General features: G+C 42.1%; 18 protein-coding genes and 1 tRNA gene. 10 read left to right on the top strand and 9 right to left on the bottom strand.

The features are described from left to right. Positions 1–32: 32 nt before the first annotated feature. From ftsZ to EJ995_RS12845, 4 genes are all read left to right on the top strand, one after another. Positions 33–2,012: a cell division protein FtsZ gene (gene ftsZ / locus EJ995_RS12860; protein WP_126448785.1), complete on the top strand. Its 1,980-nt coding sequence runs from the start codon at positions 33–35 to the stop codon at positions 2,010–2,012. 37 nt (positions 2,013–2,049) lie between these two features. Continuing rightward, positions 2,050–2,499, top strand: coding sequence for a GatB/YqeY domain-containing protein (locus tag EJ995_RS12855; protein WP_126448784.1), 450 nt, complete (start codon positions 2,050–2,052; stop codon positions 2,497–2,499). A gap of 120 nt (positions 2,500–2,619) precedes the next feature. Further along, positions 2,620–2,883 (top strand): hypothetical protein, encoded by a 264-nt coding sequence (locus tag EJ995_RS12850; RefSeq protein ID WP_126448783.1) that lies wholly within the window; start codon positions 2,620–2,622, stop codon positions 2,881–2,883. A gap of 73 nt (positions 2,884–2,956) precedes the next feature. Next, positions 2,957–4,303: an MFS transporter gene (locus EJ995_RS12845; protein ID WP_126448782.1), complete on the top strand. Its 1,347-nt coding sequence runs from the start codon at positions 2,957–2,959 to the stop codon at positions 4,301–4,303. A gap of 50 nt (positions 4,304–4,353) precedes the next feature. Here EJ995_RS12845 and EJ995_RS12840 read toward each other — a convergent pair whose 3' ends face one another. Next, on the bottom strand, positions 4,354–4,935 hold the full coding sequence (locus tag EJ995_RS12840) for a hypothetical protein (protein WP_126448781.1): 582 nt from the start codon (positions 4,933–4,935) through the stop codon (positions 4,354–4,356). Positions 4,936–5,781: 846 nt separating this feature from the next. Here EJ995_RS12840 and EJ995_RS12835 point away from each other — a divergent pair. Beyond that, entirely contained in the window at positions 5,782–6,894 is a 1,113-nt protein-coding gene (locus tag EJ995_RS12835; protein ID WP_126448780.1) for an alkene reductase, read from the top strand. Here the strand turns inward: EJ995_RS12835 and EJ995_RS12830 are convergent. Further along, positions 6,891–7,457, bottom strand: coding sequence for a TetR/AcrR family transcriptional regulator (locus EJ995_RS12830; RefSeq protein WP_241234651.1), 567 nt, complete (start codon positions 7,455–7,457; stop codon positions 6,891–6,893). The two genes, EJ995_RS12835 and EJ995_RS12830, sit on opposite strands and share 4 nt — an antisense overlap. Positions 7,458–7,519: 62 nt before the next feature. On the opposite strand from EJ995_RS12830, the gene EJ995_RS12825 reads away from it, so the two are divergent. The 3 genes from EJ995_RS12825 to EJ995_RS12815 are packed head-to-tail and all read left to right on the top strand — an operon-like array spanning position 7,520 to position 10,385. Beyond that, on the top strand, positions 7,520–9,175 hold the full coding sequence (locus EJ995_RS12825) for an aromatic amino acid hydroxylase (protein WP_126448778.1): 1,656 nt from the start codon (positions 7,520–7,522) through the stop codon (positions 9,173–9,175). A gap of 49 nt (positions 9,176–9,224) precedes the next feature. Continuing rightward, positions 9,225–9,524 (top strand): rhodanese-like domain-containing protein, encoded by a 300-nt coding sequence (locus EJ995_RS12820; protein ID WP_126448777.1) that lies wholly within the window; start codon positions 9,225–9,227, stop codon positions 9,522–9,524. Positions 9,525–9,554: 30 nt separating this feature from the next. Beyond that, positions 9,555–10,385, top strand: a complete 831-nt coding sequence (locus EJ995_RS12815) for a helix-turn-helix domain-containing protein (protein WP_126448776.1) — start codon at positions 9,555–9,557, stop codon at positions 10,383–10,385. 73 nt (positions 10,386–10,458) lie between these two features. Here EJ995_RS12815 and EJ995_RS12810 read toward each other — a convergent pair whose 3' ends face one another. Together EJ995_RS12810 and EJ995_RS12805 are read right to left on the bottom strand one after the other, a co-directional pair. Next, positions 10,459–11,007 carry a carboxymuconolactone decarboxylase family protein gene (locus tag EJ995_RS12810; protein WP_126448775.1) on the bottom strand — a complete coding sequence of 183 codons (549 nt, stop codon included), beginning with the start codon at positions 11,005–11,007 and terminating at the stop codon, positions 10,459–10,461. A gap of 80 nt (positions 11,008–11,087) precedes the next feature. Then, complete coding sequence (locus tag EJ995_RS12805) at positions 11,088–11,693, bottom strand: carboxymuconolactone decarboxylase family protein (protein ID WP_126448774.1); 606 nt, start codon at positions 11,691–11,693, stop codon at positions 11,088–11,090. 126 nt (positions 11,694–11,819) lie between these two features. Here EJ995_RS12805 and EJ995_RS12800 point away from each other — a divergent pair, with 126 nt between their 5' ends. Together EJ995_RS12800 and EJ995_RS12795 are read left to right on the top strand one after the other, a co-directional pair. Next, positions 11,820–14,972: a WD40/YVTN/BNR-like repeat-containing protein gene (locus EJ995_RS12800; RefSeq protein ID WP_126448773.1), complete on the top strand. Its 3,153-nt coding sequence runs from the start codon at positions 11,820–11,822 to the stop codon at positions 14,970–14,972. A 63-nt stretch (positions 14,973–15,035) separates the two neighbouring features. Further along, a tRNA-Arg gene (locus EJ995_RS12795) sits at positions 15,036–15,109 on the top strand. 347 nt (positions 15,110–15,456) lie between these two features. Here the strand turns inward: EJ995_RS12795 and hisIE are convergent. The 5 genes from hisIE to hisB are packed head-to-tail and all read right to left on the bottom strand — an operon-like array spanning position 15,457 to position 19,449. Next, positions 15,457–16,134: a bifunctional phosphoribosyl-AMP cyclohydrolase/phosphoribosyl-ATP diphosphatase HisIE gene (hisIE, locus tag EJ995_RS12790; protein ID WP_126448952.1), complete on the bottom strand. Its 678-nt coding sequence runs from the start codon at positions 16,132–16,134 to the stop codon at positions 15,457–15,459. Positions 16,135–16,143: 9 nt separating this feature from the next. After that, positions 16,144–16,941, bottom strand: a complete 798-nt coding sequence (gene hisF, locus EJ995_RS12785) for an imidazole glycerol phosphate synthase subunit HisF (protein WP_126448772.1) — start codon at positions 16,939–16,941, stop codon at positions 16,144–16,146. After that, a complete protein-coding gene (gene hisA / locus EJ995_RS12780) occupies positions 16,938–17,702 on the bottom strand; it encodes a 1-(5-phosphoribosyl)-5-[(5-phosphoribosylamino)methylideneamino]imidazole-4-carboxamide isomerase (protein WP_126448771.1) in 765 nt (254 codons plus the stop codon). The genes hisF and hisA overlap by 4 nt, the downstream gene beginning before the upstream one ends. Beyond that, complete coding sequence (gene hisH, locus EJ995_RS12775; protein ID WP_206482251.1) at positions 17,699–18,343, bottom strand: imidazole glycerol phosphate synthase subunit HisH; 645 nt, start codon at positions 18,341–18,343, stop codon at positions 17,699–17,701. Before hisH ends, hisA begins: the two co-directional genes overlap by 4 nt. After that, positions 18,340–19,449 (bottom strand): bifunctional histidinol-phosphatase/imidazoleglycerol-phosphate dehydratase HisB, encoded by a 1,110-nt coding sequence (gene hisB / locus EJ995_RS12770; RefSeq protein WP_126448769.1) that lies wholly within the window; start codon positions 19,447–19,449, stop codon positions 18,340–18,342. Before hisB ends, hisH begins: the two co-directional genes overlap by 4 nt. Positions 19,450–19,455: the final 6 nt, after the last annotated feature.

Genomic DNA, 19,455 nt, shown 5'->3' with positions numbered 1-19,455 from the left:
ATAAACATATTGAATAGTAAAAGTAGCAATCTATGAGCGAGGATTTCAGCAATTTTGATTTTGATCTACCTAAAAACCAGTCCAATGTGATCAAGGTGATTGGAGTAGGTGGTGGTGGTAGCAACGCCATCAAACACATGTTCCAGCAGGGCATCAAGGGCGTGGATTTTGTAATTTGTAATACAGATGCACAGGCACTCGAGAACAGCCCAGTTCCCAATAAAATACAACTAGGCGTCACCTTGACAGAAGGTCTAGGCGCTGGCGCGAATCCAGAAGTTGGTGAGCGCGCTGCACAGGAAAGTATTGAGGACGTGCGCAACATGCTGGATCGCAGGACAAAGATGGTTTTCATCACCGCAGGAATGGGTGGTGGTACCGGTACAGGCGCGGCGCCAGTCATTGCTCAGGTCGCTCGTGAGATGGAGATATTGACAGTAGGTATTGTCACGACGCCATTCCAGTTTGAGGGTAAGGTGAGAAACGAGCAGGCGCAATTAGGTATTGAGAAATTCCGCAAGAATGTGGACTCGCTGGTCATCATTAATAATAACAAACTACGCGACGTTTACGGTAATCTAGGATTTAAGGCTGGATTTTCTAAGGCTGATGAGGTACTCGCTACGGCCTCAAGAGGTATTGCCGAGGTTATTACCAACCACTACACACAAAATATTGACTTGCGCGATGCAAAAACTGTATTGTCAAATTCGGGAACTGCCATCATGGGTAGTGCCCAGGCAACTGGATCCAACCGTGCTCAGGAAGGAATTCTCAAGGCGCTGGACAGCCCATTGCTTAACGACAACAAGATCACAGGCGCCAAAAACGTGTTGCTACTCATTGTTTCTGGAACTGAGGAGATCACAATTGACGAGATAGGTGAGATCAACGAGCATATCCAGAACGAGGCCGGCGGCGGCGCAAACATCATCATGGGTGTAGGCGAGGAAGAATCATTAGGTGATGCCATCGCGGTGACTGTTATTGCCACAGGCTTTGATGCAGAACAGCAAAATGAGATATCAAATACAGAGACGCGTCGCATCATCCACACGCTGGAAGAAGAGCAGCGCACCACACAGGTGTTGGACAACGGTAATGGCAACGTGCAACCAGGCAAATTGATTATGGATCAAGACGATCAGGAAGAAGATAATGTTGATGATTCCGCTTTCGCGAAAGCTGAAACACCACAACCATCACAACCAATAAAAAAGGTCGAGGAACCAGTCATCATATTGCACGAGCTAGGCGATGAAGAGCCAGAAGAGATCATGCCACCAGTCATGGAAAATCCATTGATCCCAACGACTGAATTTATCAAGAATCTGAACGTCGTTTATGATGAGGTGCTGGATCAAGATGCCATCAATTATACGATAAGAGAAGAAGAACCAGTAGCAACGCAGCCACAGGAAGAAGATCAAATTGAGGTAAAGGAACAAATCCTTTTTGACTTTGATATGCCGCTGCATGAGGATGAGAACGCAAATGCACCAGAAGATAAAATCACCTACCAATTAGAGGATATCGAGGTCAATGATGCCGTTGAAGTGATCCCAGTGACCGAGGTTTCCGATGATGGAATACGCAAGTACTCACTAGACGATTACATGGAAGTTGAGGAAAACTTGAACGCAGCACAGCCAACAAAAAATGAGCAAGCTGAGGTTGAAATCATGACCAAAAAGGTCACAGAAGCACCTGCGCCAGCCACAATTCAACCTGTTGATCAAGAATTAGATCCAACTGAGATGCCTATCAATGAGGTGTTGAAATTGAGAGCGGAAGAGCGCAAGAGAAAAATGCATGCCTATAACTTCAAGTTTAAATCAACACACAGGTTAGAAGAGCTTGAAAGCAAGCCTGCATTTCAGCGTCATGGTGTAGAGCTAGACGAGAATCCATCGGGAACCTCGATCTCAAGAACCACCTTGAATACTGATGAGAACAATGAGATCCAGTTGCGATCTAACAATAATTCCTTTTTGCACGACAATCCAGATTGATGTATTTGATTGTTGCTAATAATTAGAAATTGAAGAAATGAGTTTAGAAAAGAAAGTCATGACAGCCTTGAAAGAGGCCATGAAAAGTAAGGATCAAGTAGCGCTTGCATCACTAAGAGCTGTAAAGAGTGAGCTATTGCTTGCTAAAACATCGGGTGACGCGGCAGAGTTAAGTGAAGAGCAAGAGATAAAACTCGTCCAGAAGTTGGTAAAACAACGAAAAGACAGCGCAAGAATCTTTACTGAGCAAGACCGCAATGATCTCGCAGAACCAGAGCTAGCGCAAGCTGCAGTACTAGAGCAATTCCTACCAGAGCAAATGTCTGAAGACGAGATTGCTACAGTCGTGCAACAAGTCATAGATGAAACTGGTGCTAATGGAATGAAAGACATGGGTAAAGTCATGGGCAGAGCAAATCAATTGCTGGCAGGTAAGGCAGATGGTCGCACGATAAGCACCATCGTCAAGCAAAAACTGAATTCATAGATCGAACAAGTAAAGTGATAAGGGCTTCTGAATTTCAGAGGCCTTTTTTATTGCCTCACGTTAAATGTCTGAAAAGTAGAAGTTCAGATTTTGGGTTTGTTTGTAGCTTGAAAATAAAAAATGTCAAAATCAGAAAACCTTTACACAGACGATAACCCAGCAAGCACCGTCGAAGGCTTAGGCTTCAAGGATAAAGAAAAAGCCGAAGAAAGCGTGGAAAAAGTTGAGAGACTGCTCGATGAAGGAGAGATCGATCTCGCGCATGGCAAGCAAATTTGTGTTACCATGGAACAGCGTTCCAAGCATCATCCACATCGCAATGATGACATGAAAGAAGCAGAAAAGGTATGGCACAAATACCTTGAGGAATTAAAAGATAGATAACTAGTTTTACCTTTTTGCAAGGTTGATTAGCTCACTCTGACAATGAGTATCTTTAAGGTCAAGTACACGCTTTATGGCATCATTATTAAGGTCAAAGATCTTCCCGATTTTAATGGTCAATTTTATTGGGATATTAGGCTATAGTGTTGTTATTCCTATTCTCATTTACATTGTTACAGACTTTGGCGGCAATGGTTTTATTTACGGGATTCTAGGTGCGATGTATCCGTTTTTTCAGTTTATAGGTGCACCTATTTTAGGAAAATTATCAGACCGCATAGGGCGTAAGAAGGTTTTGATCATCTCGCAGGCAGGAACTTTTCTCGCCTGGTCTTTGTTCATCCTAGCCTTCTTGCTTCCAGAAACAGACCTATGGTCACAAGAATCAGAAATTACTGGAAACTATGTGATGACCTTGCCGCTGATCGTGATTTTTATCGCAAGGATCTTTGATGGTTTTACCGGTGGCAATGTATCTGTAGCAAATGCCTATCTCTCTGATATCTCTGATGACGAGAATCGCAATTCAAATTTTGGGAAGATGGGCGCCAGCACCAGCTTGGGATTTGTCTTAGGACCAGCGGTGGCAGGATTGTTAGCCACAACATTTCTTGAGGAGTTGCTACCCATCATCATAGCCGCAATCATCTCATTGATTGCAATCTTCGTGATCCATTACAGGCTTGAAGAAAGCAATCCATGCGCGGTAGATACCAGAAAAATAAGCCTGAGAAATATCAGAAGATTTTTTCAGGTAGAACATAAAGACTGTTATACCGAAGGTGAAGAAGAGCAGCAAGATGAAGATGCTGTTGCTTTCAAAAGAATCATCAAAATATCTGGAATACCGCTGCTGTTCAGTATTTACTTTTTGACCTTTTTTGCGTTCAGTCTGTTTTATGCTGGGCTGCCGATTTATGCAAATACCTTGCTGGATTGGACAGCAATTGAACTAGGAATTTTTCTAGCTTATTCTAGTTTGATCATGGTGGTGGTACAAGGTCCAATTTTAAATTGGCTTTCCAAGCGTATCAACAGTCACACATTAGTTTTGATTGGATCACTATGTCTAGCCATCAGTTTTAGTTTATTGACTTTTGAGAGTATCGTCATGCTCTATGTAGCTAACACCATTCTATCCATAGGTAACGGATTGATGTGGCCTAGTTTCTTGAGCTTATTGTCGGCTACAGGAACTAAGAAAACGCAAGGAACCATTCAAGGTTTTGGAACATCCATGGGCAGCATCGCCAGCATGATAGGCCTGGTCATGGGTGGTATTCTTTTTGAGACCATAACTACCTACACCTTTCTTATGGGTGGTGGATTATTCTTGATTATCACGATACTTATGATCGTGCATCGTTATAGGCATAAGGATGATCTTAAGACGGAGACCGCTGATGTAGTTGTAACATGAAATTCAAGCAGCCTTAATCCTTTCAAATAACTAATTACCTGAATGCATTATTAAGCATGACTCTGCATTATAATCCATTTGCCACGGGTACCATCATAAATTACTTCAATCATAGCCCACAATTTTGCAGCAGGTTTTTCATTGACTTCAATCTGGTTACCATTGCTGGAACCAGTATCGTTGGGAATTAGTTTTAGAGTTCCAGAGACTGCATAAAGCCAAATATGCTGTCCATCGTAGCCATCTGTGAAGCCTGTAATTTGAGATTCACCTGAAGAATTGTTCACTCTTATTATTGTTTTTCCAAAGTTGGCCTCTCCTGGGTCGAGTAATAGGTCCACATTGTTATTATCTTTTACGGTCAAATTTATTTGCCCAAATGAATGATCATAAGGTCTTGCGTGCAGGACATTATTAGTAAGCACTAAGTTTTCTCCTACCTCTATTTCTCTCAACGTGCCGTCATCATTAAGTCCAAAAAGCTTTGTAGTCTTCACCGAAGCTTGATTTGTTGTTTCTATGCGCACTGTACCTGCTACATGCAGGGATTCTTGTGGTGTTGATGTGTTGATGCCAACTTGTGCATTAGTCGTCATAACAGCAATAAAGAATAATTTAGCTATATACTTCATACATCTTATCTTCTGATTTACAATGATATAGTATTTGATTTTTTACAATTCGTTGAAAACTAATTTATCGATATAATACGCGTTTAAGCAAGTTTTTCAACACGATACATAACTTTTATCGATATTATTATCATTGGTTAAAATACTGGTAAACAGTACTTTATCTATAGTCAGCAATTTTTTCTTTAGAATACGTACTGGATGGTTATCATTCATAAAGTTGATAAGGTATGAATCAACATGTCTCCATTTGCTATAGCAAGTGCATTGTTAGTAGGAACTAACAATTTATTTAATAAAGTTGTTAAAATTTATTAAATGCCGTAAGCAAGCCACACTCTCAGTAGTGTCACAAGATCTACTCTTATTTATGACTGTCAAGTTTGTGATAGAAAAAAAAGATTTTAGGTTCAGTGTGAAAACGAGTTTTCTATCACTATTGAAATATTCATTCGTGACCATAGTAGGATTAAATTTAGATCCTCGTCGCGCTCCTTTTTGCAAATACGCTGCCAGTCTTTTCAAGCCTGGTGTTTTAAGACAGCAAACCTTTACCAAATGAATTCGTCAATTTTTCGGTACATCGATGTTAAACATCAAGAGCATGATATGTCTCGTGATGGCGGCTTTCTTTTTAAAAGTATTTCCATCTCTACCTTTATGTATCGTGGATTGTTTTCAAACATTAAGATACTTATGATCGTGCATTGTTATAGGTATCGTCCACAGATGACCTAAATCCGTGCGTACGAGATTACCAGAATTACCTTAACAATTACAAAGGCTGCGTTTAACGCTAGATTGGCATACATCGCTTATGGCTGGCTTAACTTGAAAATAAAAAACATGAGCATAGATCAACCATTACTACAACCCATAAGTCTAGGAAGCGTAAAACTTAAGAATCGCGTCATCATGGCACCCATGACCAGATGTCGTGCCGATAATGAACACCAATCTCCAGAACAAAAGCATGTAGATTACTACACTCAGCGCGCTGGCGCTGGTCTCATTATTACTGAAGGTAGCGAGGTTGCTCGCGGCGCAAGAGGTTATTACAACGTCGCAGGAATCTTCAACGACCAGCAAGAAGCTGGTTGGAAACGTGTGGTTGACAGTGTGCACGATGAAGGTGGTAAAATATTCTTACAGTTATGGCATGTAGGTAGAATGTCGCTACCAGACTTTCATGATGGTAAAAAACCGTGGGCACCAAGCGCAGTCAACCCTAATGCAGAAATGCGCGGCCCTAAAGGCGATAAGCAACAAACGGTAGAACCACACGCGATGACCTATGAAGAAATTCAAATGGTGGTAGAGAGTTTTGGTGATGCCGCTGGACGAGCCTACCGCGCTGGATTTGATGGTGTAGAAATTCATAGTTCTAATGGGTATTTAATTCATCAGTTCTTCAATAAGAATGCAAACTTGAGAGACGACAAGTATGGTGGTTCTCACGAGAATAGAGCACGCTTTTTCTTTGAGGTATTAGATGCCGTAAAACAACATTTCCCTGAAGGTCACATAGGCTGCCGATTCAATCCATCGCTGCACGGCACTTTTGGAATCGAGGCGACGCCTGATACCATTCCGTTTTTTGAGTATTTGATCAAAAGATTGAACCCACACAAACTAGCTTATATTCATTTGAGCGAGCCATTTACAGATGTGAGCGATGTTGATTTTCTAGTGACTGACATTGCCCAACACTTTAGACCCATGTATGATGGCAATTTGATGATAAACAACGAGTTTGATAGAGAATCAGGTAATGCCGTAATTGAGAGTGGTCATGCAGATTGTGTCGCTTACGGCAAGCTGTTTATCTCAAATCCAGATCTCGTACACCGTTTTGAACTCAAGGCAGAAACCGCTGACTGGAATCAAGAAACTTTCTACAGTACAGGTCGTGAAGGCTACACAGATTACCCAACGCTAGAAGAGCAAAAAGCAAACTAGTTACTTATTCCAGTCAACAAGATGACAGGAAGTTCATTCTTTAAATCGGCCACTTGCGTGGTCGATTTTTTTGGTATCCATAGGTAAATGGATCGCAATGTGCTGAGAAGATTGAAAAGCATAGTATCCACATTCATCTTTTTAAATTCACTACTGGCTATCCCTTGTTCTAGAATTTCTTTAAAATCCTGCTCATACTTTTTGCGCAAAGCGATGTATTCCTCATATGTCTTGCCCTCTAGATGCATCCAGTCAGTATTGAGAACCGCGAGTGCATTTGTATGATCAACGGCAATTTGTATGTGTAGATCTATAAGTTTTTCAGCTTTCGCAAAAGCGGAATCACCATCCAACCGTACTGCATGCATACCACTTGAGAACTTATGAGCCACCTCAAGAACAAGGCTGGCTAAAATCTCGTGTTTCCCAGATATGTGATTGTACAAGCTTGCTGCCTTGATATTCATAGCTGCCGCGACATCACGCATGGTCACGGCGCTGTAACCGCGTTCTTTAAAAAGCACGGCTGCGGTCTTAAAAATTTGCTTTTGGCGATGGGTCACGTGGTAAAGATATGATGCGAAAGTATCTTTTTTAAAGTAGCTTTGAGCCAACTCACGCATTCATGGATAAGAAAATACCCAGCAATCCACTTATTGAGCGGTTGCCACCGCATCTCAAGCAGTTTATCAAGCCGCAAAATTATGAGGAATATACCGCACAGGATCAAGCGGTATGGCGACACGTGATGCGTAAGAATGTAGAGTATCTATCCCAGGTAGCGCATGGATCCTACATGGCTGGACTTCGCAAAACGGGAATATCCATCGAGGAAATTCCATCAATGTATGGAATGAATCGTATTCTCAAGGAGATAGGCTGGGCTGCCGTTGCCGTAGATGGATTTATACCACCAGCAGCTTTTATGGAATTTCAAGCCTATAAGATTCTGGTAATCGCGGCAGACATACGCAAGTTTGAAAATATTGAATATACGCCAGCACCTGACATCATTCACGAGGCTGCTGGTCATGCACCTATCATCGCCAGTCCAGATTATGCGGAGTATTTAAGACGTTTTGGTGAGATAGGTAGCAAGGCAATCTCTAGCGCACACGATCATGAGATGTATGAAGCGGTGCGCCGGCTGTCGATACTTAAAGAACAACGATCCGGCGAGAATGACAACGATCTTAAGAATCAAATAGAACAGGCAGAGAATCTGGTTGATGAGCTGCAAAATAAAAAAGTGGAGCCCAGTGAAATGGCGCTCATACGTAACCTGCACTGGTGGACGGTCGAGTATGGATTGATAGGAACGCTAGAAGATCCTAAATTATACGGTGCTGGACTACTTTCCAGCATAGGTGAGAGCAAGAGCTGCTTGGAGCCTGAAGTCGAGAAACGATCTTACAGCATTGATGCAGCCTACCAGGATTTTGACATCACACGCAAGCAACCACATCTTTATGTCACACCCAACTTTGCTCATTTGAGCGAGGTGCTGGAAGAGTTTGCCAATACCATGGCAGTGCGCAAAGGCGGTCATCGTGGATTGCAAAAGCTCATTGATTCAAAAAGTCTGGGAACTATTGAATTAAGTACTGGGCTACAGGTTTCTGGCGTGTTTACCAGGATGATTAAAAATGAGGATCAAGAAGTAATCTTCTTTGAGACAACGGGAAAAACTGCACTCGCCTACCGTGAGAAAGAACTCATAGGACATGGTACAGCGACTCATCATCAAGGATTTTTATCGCCAGTAGGTAAACTCAAAGGTATCAATCTTGCAATTGAGGATATGGGGCCGCGAGATTTACAAGCTTATAATTTTTATGACAACGAGCGCATTGAATTTACCTATGAGAGCGGCATACGTGTAGAAGGATTGAACATCACGGGAATGCGCAATCTCAACGGCAAGCTCATGTTGATACAGTTTACAGATTGTACAATCACCTACAAGGATGAAGTACTGTTCTCGCCGGTCGACGGCGTGCTCAATCTAGCGGTGGGCAAGGATATCGTGAGCGCCTACGCTGGTCCTGCAGACTATCACAGCTTTGATTTAATCTACCATGAGAGCGAGACAACGACCGCCAAAAACCCCATAAGCAAGAAAGAACAATCGCTACAAGAACTTTATAAAAAGGTGCGTCATTATAGGGAAGAAGACAAGATCAATGACGATACGTTGCGCAAATTGCGAGATGAGGTTCAAAACAATCACGCAGAACAGTGGTTGTTGATCTCTGAAATTGATGAGTTGTTAGAGAGTTAATGTAATGTAGCTTTCGCGAAAGCGTACTAACCCAAAAACAGTTAGCCACATGTGGGGATTTTTCAATAAAAACAAGAGCAGTAAAATAAAAGACTATGTTGAGCAGGATGCGACACTACTAGATGTGCGCACAGCGTCAGAATATAATAGCGATCACATAGAAGGATCGATCAATATTCCTGTGCAGGGAATTGATGCACAAATGGATAAACTAGATAAGAATAAACCTATTGTTGTTTATTGCGCTATGGGCGGTCGCAGTGGTATCGCGGCGTCAAAACTTAAGCGAAATGGATTTAAAGTTGTAAACGCACAAAGCATCAGGAACATGAGAAAAAATCTCAAATAGTTGCATCAAGCTTTTGAGTATATTTAAGTCATGAAACTTGATTATCATAATATAAAAGAAGAAGGCCAGTTTACGGTTACAAGCTTTCAATGTGGTCCATCCTTACACTTACTTAAAGAAAAGAATCTCTATAAAATCGTTTGGTGTACTCATGGTTCACAGCAAATTGTGGTCGATGGTTATGATGTGACGCTAACTGAAAACCAAGTGCTTTTTTGCACACCAGTGAATGTCATCGAGATTCCAAAAGACAACTACGGCCTTATTGCCTATGTCTTCAATCGCGAGTTCTACTGCATTAAAGATCATGATAGCGAGGTATCTTGTATGGGATTATTATTCTATGGTTCGTCCACAGCACCGATCATAGATTTGAGCGAGAAAGAGCAAAAATCCATGGATGCGATGTTGGTGTTATTTCAGGAAGAATTTGAGATTAAAGACAACATTCAGGGCGAGATGCTGCGCACGCTTCTCAAACGTATGCTGATTACAGGAACTAGACTTGTCAAAAGATTAGAAAACGTCAACGACATGTCTGTAAAGCAAGTTGATCTCATACGCAAATACAATATCCTTGTTGAGCAACATTATAAAGAGAAACATCAAGTTGCAGACTATGCCGAGATGCTTTTCAAGTCACCCAAGACACTCAGCAACTTTTTCAAAAAACATGATGTGCGCAGTCCATTAAAAATAATTAATGACCGCATCACCGCAGAGGCTAAACGACTGCTACTATATTCAGACAAAACTGCAGAAGAAATCGCTTATGAACTAGGGTATAATGAACCTAGTCATTTCTCTAAGTTTTTCAAGAAGCATGCAGGTACATCGCCGCTGGCTTTTAGGAATTCGTAAAATCAATAGATCCCTAATCTTAAATCAAGATTAGGGACCTATCTACAAACCAACTATGAAAGCGTTGTGAACCTTAGGCTAATTCAGGTTTAAGAGATGGTGCTGCTGGAAAATCAACAGGTACCTTAGTAAGATTATGCAAGTAATTTGAGATGGTTTTCTCACCTACCTTCAAGATGACATCGACTAGATTTTCTTTGGTATATCCAGCTTCTAAGAAATTAGTCACATGTAGTTCATCGGCATAACCTCTATTCTCGGTAATATTTTTAGATAGAGCTGCAAGAGCATCATACTTCTCATTAAAACTGGCGTGACCAGTTCTTATTTCAAGAATTTGATCGTCGTTGAAACCAGCGCCTTTTCCCATTGCGGTATGTGCTGCTAGACAGTAGTCACAGTTGTTTACCTGGCTCACCGTTAGATTAACGATTTGCTGTTCTTTATTAGATAATGATGATGGCGCACCACCTAATTGTAGTAGATTATTTAATCCAAACTCACTGTGCGCATAAGTTGCATATAGATTAGGTACAAAACCTATTTTCTTTTCCAGATTGTCAAATATTGCCTGGTTTGCAGGACTTACATCTTCTCTCGATGGTACATTTAAATAACTCATGATATATAATTTTTAATTGTTGTTTTTAATTACCGTACAAAGATGCCGCTATAGGCATGCTCAATACTGTCCTGATGTTCCTAGTTAATGTTACGTTTTTCCCGATAATAGGAAGTAGCAAGATCCTTGTATCGTTTGAAGGAACTTTTAGCGGTCAGCGGTGTCGCCCAGGGAAAATCAATAGGAAAAGCAAATACCTTATACAGGTAATTACTAATAGTTTTATTGGCAATCACCATGATGATATCAACCAACTGTTCTAGGCTATGTCCAGTATTTAAAAACTGCTTAAAATATCTGTCAGGCACATTGCCCTTATTGCCCACGATGCGCAATACAATATCAATAAGAGACTGTTCCTTTTCGTTTGTAGATTTGAAATTCCTTACTGCTAGTATTTCGTCAGCAGTTAATATCTCATCGCTAATTACCTCTTGATGATAGCTTGAGCAATACAGCGATTGATGATACTCGCTCACCACTAGATTTATAATTTCTATTTCCCTAGTAGTGAGAGACGTCGTTCGGTTGATTTGATCTAGATACATCCTTGGAGCAGTATCAGACAAAGCCATTACCGCCATCAAATTGGGTACGAAGCCGTGCTGCGTTTCAAGAATCTCGAATAATCGTTGATTTTCTTCGCTAGCGCTTTCAGTTTTTGGTACTGGTATGTTATCTCTCATTTTCATTAGTTGAAATTAAGCTAGATTGCTGTTTATCAGCCTATTGTTATTTCCTGTATGTAGGTATATTTTTCCCTTAACTTTAAATTATGAGTTATACTTATCTTTAACCCAAATCCAGCAACTATGAAGATTTCAAGCATTGTTACCTATGTCTTTTTAGTTTTTGCTTTCGCGAAAGCAAATTCTCAACAGTTACCAGAACCACCAGAGGCACAAAAATTCTACGAGTCACAAAAGTTTAGACAACTAGGACCATTCCGTGGTGGGCGCAGCGCAGCGGTAACGGGCGTGCCTGGACAACCTAACCTATTTTACTTTGGTAGCACCGGTGGTGGCGTATGGAAAACGCTGGATGGTGGTAGGACGTGGATGAATATCTCAGATGGCTACTTTGGCGGTAGTATAGGAGCGGTAAGCGTAGCACCTAGTGATCATAATGTGATTTATGTAGGTGGTGGCGAGAAAACCGTGCGCGGTAACGTTTCTAGTGGTTACGGTATATGGAAAACAGTGGATGCAGGTAAGACTTGGGAATTCTCTGGACTACCAGAAAGCAGGCACGTACCTCGCATTGCGATTGATCCTAATGATCATAATATCGTTTACGCAGGCGTTCTGGGTAATATCTATAAGGAATCTACAGATCGTGGTGTTTACAAATCCATCGACGGTGGTAAAAACTGGAAAAAGGTATTATATGTCAATGACATGGCTGGCGCAGTCGATTTGATTATCGACCCATCAAATCCACGCAATCTATATGCAACAACATGGAGACTGCAACGCACGCCGTACAGCTTGAGTAGTGGTGGCGATGGCAGCGCGATGTGGAAAAGCACCGATTATGGTGAGACGTGGAAGGAGATTTCAACAAACGATGGTTTTGCCCAAGGTACGTTAGGTATCATGGGTGTCACAGTATCGCCGGTGAATAGCGATCGCGTGTATGCCATTGTAGAAAACAAGGATGAAGGCGGCGTGTATCGCAGTAACGATGGTGGTCTTACCTGGACAAAAACCAATGATGATCGCAGCCTGAGACAACGAGCGTGGTATTACACAAGAATTTATGCGGACACTCAAGACGAGGACAAGGTTTATGTAGTAAACGTTTCTTACCATAAAAGTACCGATGGTGGCCGTAATTTCATCAGCGCACGCGCGCCTCATGGTGACCACCATGATTTATGGATAGCTCCAGAAGATCCAGACCGTATGATCATGGGCGATGATGGTGGTGCACAAATCACCTATGATGGTGGCGAGACGTGGAGTACTTATCACAACCAGCCTACCGCACAGTATTATAGAGTAACGACAGACGATTCATTCCCATATCGCATTTATGTGGCACAACAGGACAACGGTACTATTAGGATACCTCACCGTACGACAGGCGGTTCCATTACAGATGCAGATTGGGAAGGCACCGCAGGTGGCGAGAGCGCACACATTGCGGTAGATCCTAAGAACAATGACATTGTTTACGGTGGTAGCTATGGCGGTTTTCTGACTAGATACAATCACGCGACAAAATCTACTAGAGCGGTAAATGTATGGCCAGACAACCCAATGGGTCATGGCGCCGAGGATATGAAATACCGCTTCCAGTGGAATTTCCCTATCCTGTTTTCTAAGCATGAACCTAACAAACTTTATGCTTTCTCAAATCATGTGCACGTCACAACCAACGAGGGCGAGAGCTGGCAGACATTATCAGACGATTTGACAAGAAACGACCCAACGAAACTCGTTTCAAGCGGTGGTCCAATAACTCAAGATAATACAAGCGTCGAGTATTATGGGACCATCTTTGCTGCGGCAGAATCGCCAGTCAAACAAGGTGAGCTTTGGGTAGGTAGTGATGATGGGCTTGTTCACTTATCTAAAGATGGTGGGCAAAGTTGGAATAATATTACCCCTAAAAAACTACCAGAATGGGCACAAATCAACAGCATAGAACCTAGCAGATACGATGCCGCAACTTGCTATCTAGCTGCGACGCGATATAAACTGGGCGATTTTAAACCTTATCTATTTAGAACGACAGATTATGGTAAATCATGGCAACAAATCAACGATGGCATTCCTAGTGAGCACTTCACTCGCGTGGTGCGTGAAGATGATCGACAAAAAGGATTTCTATATGCTGGAACCGAGACTGGTCTGTACATCAGCGACGATAATGGTGATAACTGGTCTAGCTTCCAGATGAATCTACCCATCGTACCTATCACAGATCTTGCGGTAAAACAGAACAATCTCGTTGTCGCTACACAGGGTCGCAGCCTTTGGATCCATGACGATTTAGAATTAGTGAGACAGGGCTTGAAGATGATACCGCTTTCGCGAAAGCGTAACAAGCAAACCACTGCAGAATCATTACAGCTATTTGCACCCAAAACGGCGTACCGCATGGCTGGTCGTGGTGGTAGATCATCATTGACATCGGGAACTAATCATCCTGCTGGAGTCCAAGTGCATTATTATATTCCAGAGGCAATGGCAACAGATAGTGTGGCACTTAAGTTTTATGATAGCAACGATAAGCTCATTAAAGAATACAGTACCTATGACAAGAAGAACAAGTTGAAGGTAGATGCAGGTTCTAACATGTTCAATTGGGATACAGAATATGATGGTGCCAAAGAATTGCCAGGCATGATCCTATGGTGGGCAGATCTTACAGGACCTCGGGCAACGCCTGGCACGTACAAAGTAGTTTTGGAAACACCGCAAGAATCTTTAGAACGCAACATTGAAATCGTAGCAGCGCCCAATAGTGAAGCGACAGCAGCAGATATGCAATCTCAATTTGACTTTGTTGATTCTGTCAATGAAACGGTTGACGAGGCGCATAAATCCATTGAGAAAATCCGAGATTTCAACAAGAAACTCAAAGCCTTTAAAACAGCATATGGAGATCGCGAGGAAGATGGCGTCAAGGAAATGGTTGAGTTAGCAGACACAATGCTTACTAAATTTGATGAGGTAGAAAAGGCACTCTACCAAACTCAAAATCGCAGTGGTCAAGATCCATTGAATTTCCCAATACGATTGACCAATAAATTAGCTCATTTGAATGCACTAGCTTCAGTAGGAGATTTTGCACCAACGCAGCAAATGATTGCGGTGCGTGATGAATTAAGCGCAGAAATTGAAACAGAATTAGCAAAATTCAACAAAGTACTCTCTGATGATATCAAGCAATTCAACCAGAAATTCAATGCACTAAATCTTGATTATCTGGTGGTTGAAGAGAGTGATGAAGATTAATGCAATCAAATTTGAGATTACTAATCTTATTTGATAAATGAAAGTATCTTTGATACTATAACAGGCCTCGTGGCGCAACTGAATAGCGCATCAGATTTCGGCTCTGAGGGTTACAGGTTTGAATCCTGTCGAGGTCACGAATGAATACCGCAATAAGAAAAAACGCCAAGTTTACTTGAGCGTTTTTTTGTTTGTGGTATTCTCAAAGCGGAGCTTTGTCAGGACGCGCAGCAATCCTGTCGAGGTCACTATTATTCAAGAAACCACGCTAGCAAGCGTGGTTCTTTGTTTTATAAAAAAGTTGAATGTTAGTTTCTTATTCACCAACGTTAGCTAGCTTAGAATTATGAAACAATCCTGTCGAGCTCAGAAATTTTGAAAATCTTGACGGTAATACCTCTAGGAATTAGTTTAAAGTTATTCCAATAATAGTCATAGGCTCAAGCAATGATTTTTATACCGCTTGAATCGCTTCAAATGGCAACTACTTGCCATGACGCTTTGCCAACTCAACTTCAATATCAGCTAACGAGTATCCTTTAGCTTTGAGTAAAACGAGATAGTGATACATCAAATCGCCCGCTTCATAAAGAAAGTCTTCATCCTTGCCGTTGATGGCATCTATAACGGTTTCTACCGCTTCTTCGCCTACTTTTTGAGCCACTTTATTAATCCCTTTTTGGATCAATGAGTACGTGTAAGAACCTTCTACCTTGTCATCAATTCTTTGATGAATGGTTTTTTCAAGATCGTTGATGGTGAACTTGTCATCCTGAACTTGTTTCAGGATCTCGCTTTTGCGCTTGCCTGCCGGCGAGGCAGGAAAACGTAACATTTCATCATCTTCATTGCTGCTATTTGCATCAAAACAGGATTCGCTACCTGTGTGACAAGTCGGGCCATGGGCGTGAGCTTTGATTAGAATTGCATCCTGATCACAATCCAAAGCCATACTCATGACATCCAGATAATTTTTGGAAGTCTCGCCTTTAGTCCACAGTCTATTTTTACTGCGTGAAAAAAAGGTCACGCGTTTATCGTCTACGGTCTTTTGATAGGCTTCTTCATTCATGTATCCCAACATCAAAACCTTACCGCTGGAAGCGTCTTGGATGATTGCGGGAACAAGTCCATCATTGTATTTAGAAAAATCTGGTTTCATCATGTCCATTTAAATAACTATTCTCACCTCTACATTAGCGTCTGCCAATTGCTTTTTCAATTCAGGCACTGGTAACTCACCAAAATGGAATATACTTGCCGCGAGTCCTGCGCTGGCATGGGTATCTTTGAATAATTCCTCAAAATGAGCAGCCGTACCACCACCACCAGATGCGATGATCGGTATATTTAGCTTTCGCGAAAGCGTATCCGTAATCTCCAAAGCAAATCCGTTTTTAGTACCATCGTGATCCATGCTTGTTAGCAAAATCTCTCCAGCACCACGTTGCTCACATTCTGTACACCACGCTATTGTTTCTTTGTCAGTTTCCGTGCGACCACCAGAGACAAACACCTTATCCTTCCAGCCGTCGAGGGACGGCTTCGCTTTATCGCTTAACGCTATACGCTTAGTATCGACAGCCACCACCACACACTGATTTCCCAATTCGGCAGCCAATTCATTGATCAATTCAGGTCTGTGAACGGCGGCGCTATTGACCGCAATTTTATCGGCTCCAGCCTTGATGATTTCTTTGGCGAGTTTGACATCATTAATGCCACCACCAACGGTGAACGGAATATTCAACACAGCAGCGATCTCGCGGACTAGTGGTACAAGCGTTTCCCGTTTTTCTACGGTAGCCGTGATGTCGAGAAAGCACAATTCATCAGCACCTTGATCGGCATACTGCTGTGCCAACTGTACTGGATCACCAGCATCGCGCAGTCCAACGAAGTTTATTCCTTTGACGGTGCGACCATCCTTGATGTCTAGGCATGGTATAATTCTTTTTTTGAGGCTCATATAAATTCTCTCAACTCTTTGAAACTGATTCTACCTTCATAAAAAGCTTTTCCTACGATTGCTCCTTCACAACCCATTTCGCGTAAGCGATGTAGATCATCTGCAACGGCCACACCACCAGAGGCGATTAGTTTAATGCCGTCGTCAAAATCATCTGCTGATGGGATGATGGCCTCTGCTGGACTTGTCGTGTTGAGGTCAAGAATCTTTTTATACAAATCATAGCTTGGCCCAGCAAGCATACCGTCTTTGGCGATATCCGTACAAATGACGTATTCAATGCCTTTTTTATTCCATTCTTTGATAAATTTTACCACTTCCAACTCGCTACTTTCTAGCCAACCGTGTGTGGCAATCATGCCATCCTTTGCGTCTGCACCAAGTATGATTTTATCGCTGCCGTATTTCTCGATCCATCCTTCAAAAGTCTCAGGATCTTTAACGGCTATACTGCCACCCGTAACTTGTTTGGCACCACTTTCAAAAACAACTTTTATATCGTCGTCTGTTTTCACGCCACCGCCAAAATCAACCTTCAAATCGGTCTGACTAGCTATACGCTCCAATATTTTCCAGTTGACCACATGAGCGCTCTTGGCTCCATCAAGATCGACCAGGTGCAAGTATTGAATACCATTGGCTTCAAATTCCTTAGCCACCTCTAGCGGATCTTCATTATAGACCGTTTTTTGATTGTAATCACCTTGAGAAAGCCTCACGCATTTCCCGTCAATGATATCTATCGCTGGTATTATTCTCATAAGGAAATAAAATTCTTCAAAATCTGCTCACCAACTCCAGCGCTCTTTTCAGGATGGAACTGCGTCGCATAATAATTATCCTTTTGCAGCATGCTGCTAAAAGGCAAAATGTAATCGCAAGTAGCAGCAGCATCCTCACATAGCTCCGCATAATAGGAGTGCACGTAATACACATCTGCCTGCTGCGGTAAGCTTTGCAGGATTAACGATTGCTGATTAACGATTTTTGATTTTTGATTGTTCTCAATTCCAAATTCGTCATTCGTTGATCGATATTCAGTATTCAAACTGTTCCATCCCATATGCGGCACTTTGAACTCTTTGGATTGAAACAGCTTGACGTTTGTGTCAAAAATTCCTAGACATTCTGTGTTACCTTCTTCACTGTGGTTGCACATCAATTGCATGCCAAGACATATACCAAGAAACGGCTGATCCAAGCTTTTCAAAACCTGATCTAATCCTCGTTCTTTCAAATAGTTCATCGCTGTACCAGCCTCGCCAACTCCTGGGAAAATCACTTTGTCGGCGGTTTTCAATTCCGCAGAATCATCCGTGACTTTATTTTTCACGCCCAGCCGATTGAGCGCATTTGTCACGCTGCCTATATTTCCTGCGTTATATTTTACGATTGCAATCATAATGTGCCTTTAGTGCTAGGTAATTTACCGTCACCTGTTTGTTTGACTGCCATTTTTATCGCTTTCGCAAAAGCTTTGAACAGCGACTCAATTTTGTGGTGCTCATTGTCGCCTTCCACTTTCATATTCAAGTTACACTTTGCTGCATCGCTGAAGGATTTGAAAAAGTGGAAAAACAATTCGGTTGGCATATCGCCCACGTATTCTCTTTTAAATTCTGCTTCCCAAACGATCCATGGTCTTCCGCCAAAATCAATTGCTACTTTGGCCAATGAGTCGTCCATAGGTAACAAAAACCCATATCTATTAATCCCTTTTTTAGAGGATAACGCTTTCGCGAAAGCGTCACCTAGCGCAATAGCGGTGTCCTCAATGGTGTGGTGCTCGTCGATTTCCAGATCACCGTTCACTTTGATATCCAAGTCCAGCGAACCATGGCGCTGCAATTGCTCCAGCATGTGATCGTAGAATTTCAAACCTGTATCTATCGTTCCGTTTCCAGAGCCGTCCAGATTGAGCGTGATGTTGATATCGGTTTCATTGGTTTTACGGCTTACCGATACTTTGCGCGGTTGACCTTTTAAAAACTGAAAAATATCTTTCCAAGAATCGGTTTTTAAAACAACCAATTCGTCTTCAAAAGTCGTGTCGTCTGTAATCGATGGCAGCTGAATTCCTTTGCAGCTCAAATTTTTGGCGAGCTGCATATCGCTGTTGCGATCGCCTATGACAAAGCTGTTGGCAAGGTCATAGTCGCCTTTAATATAGTGTGTCAACAAACCAGTTTGAGGTTTGCGAGTCGGTGCGTTCTGTTCTGGAAAAGAACGATCAATCAAAACCTCACTAAATGTCACGCCTTCTTTTTCAAGAATGTCCATCATCAAATTATGCACTGGCCAGAAGGTATCTTCAGGGAAGCTATCCGTTCCCAGACCGTCCTGATTGGTCACCATTACCAGCTCATAATCCAACTCTCGTGCAATACGGTGCAATTGGGTAATTGCCATAGGCAAGAACTCCAGCTTCTCAAAACTATCCAGCTGATAATCAGTTGGCGGCTCCTTGACGATGGTCCCGTCGCGATCTATAAATAATACTTTTTTCATGAGTCA

It is taken from the genome of Nonlabens ponticola, from assembly GCF_003966335.1.
In the GTDB taxonomy this organism is placed as follows: domain Bacteria; phylum Bacteroidota; class Bacteroidia; order Flavobacteriales; family Flavobacteriaceae; genus Nonlabens; species Nonlabens ponticola.
Note: the sequence above shows the minus strand (reverse complement) of the source record. Positions and strands in the feature narration are given on the sequence as shown.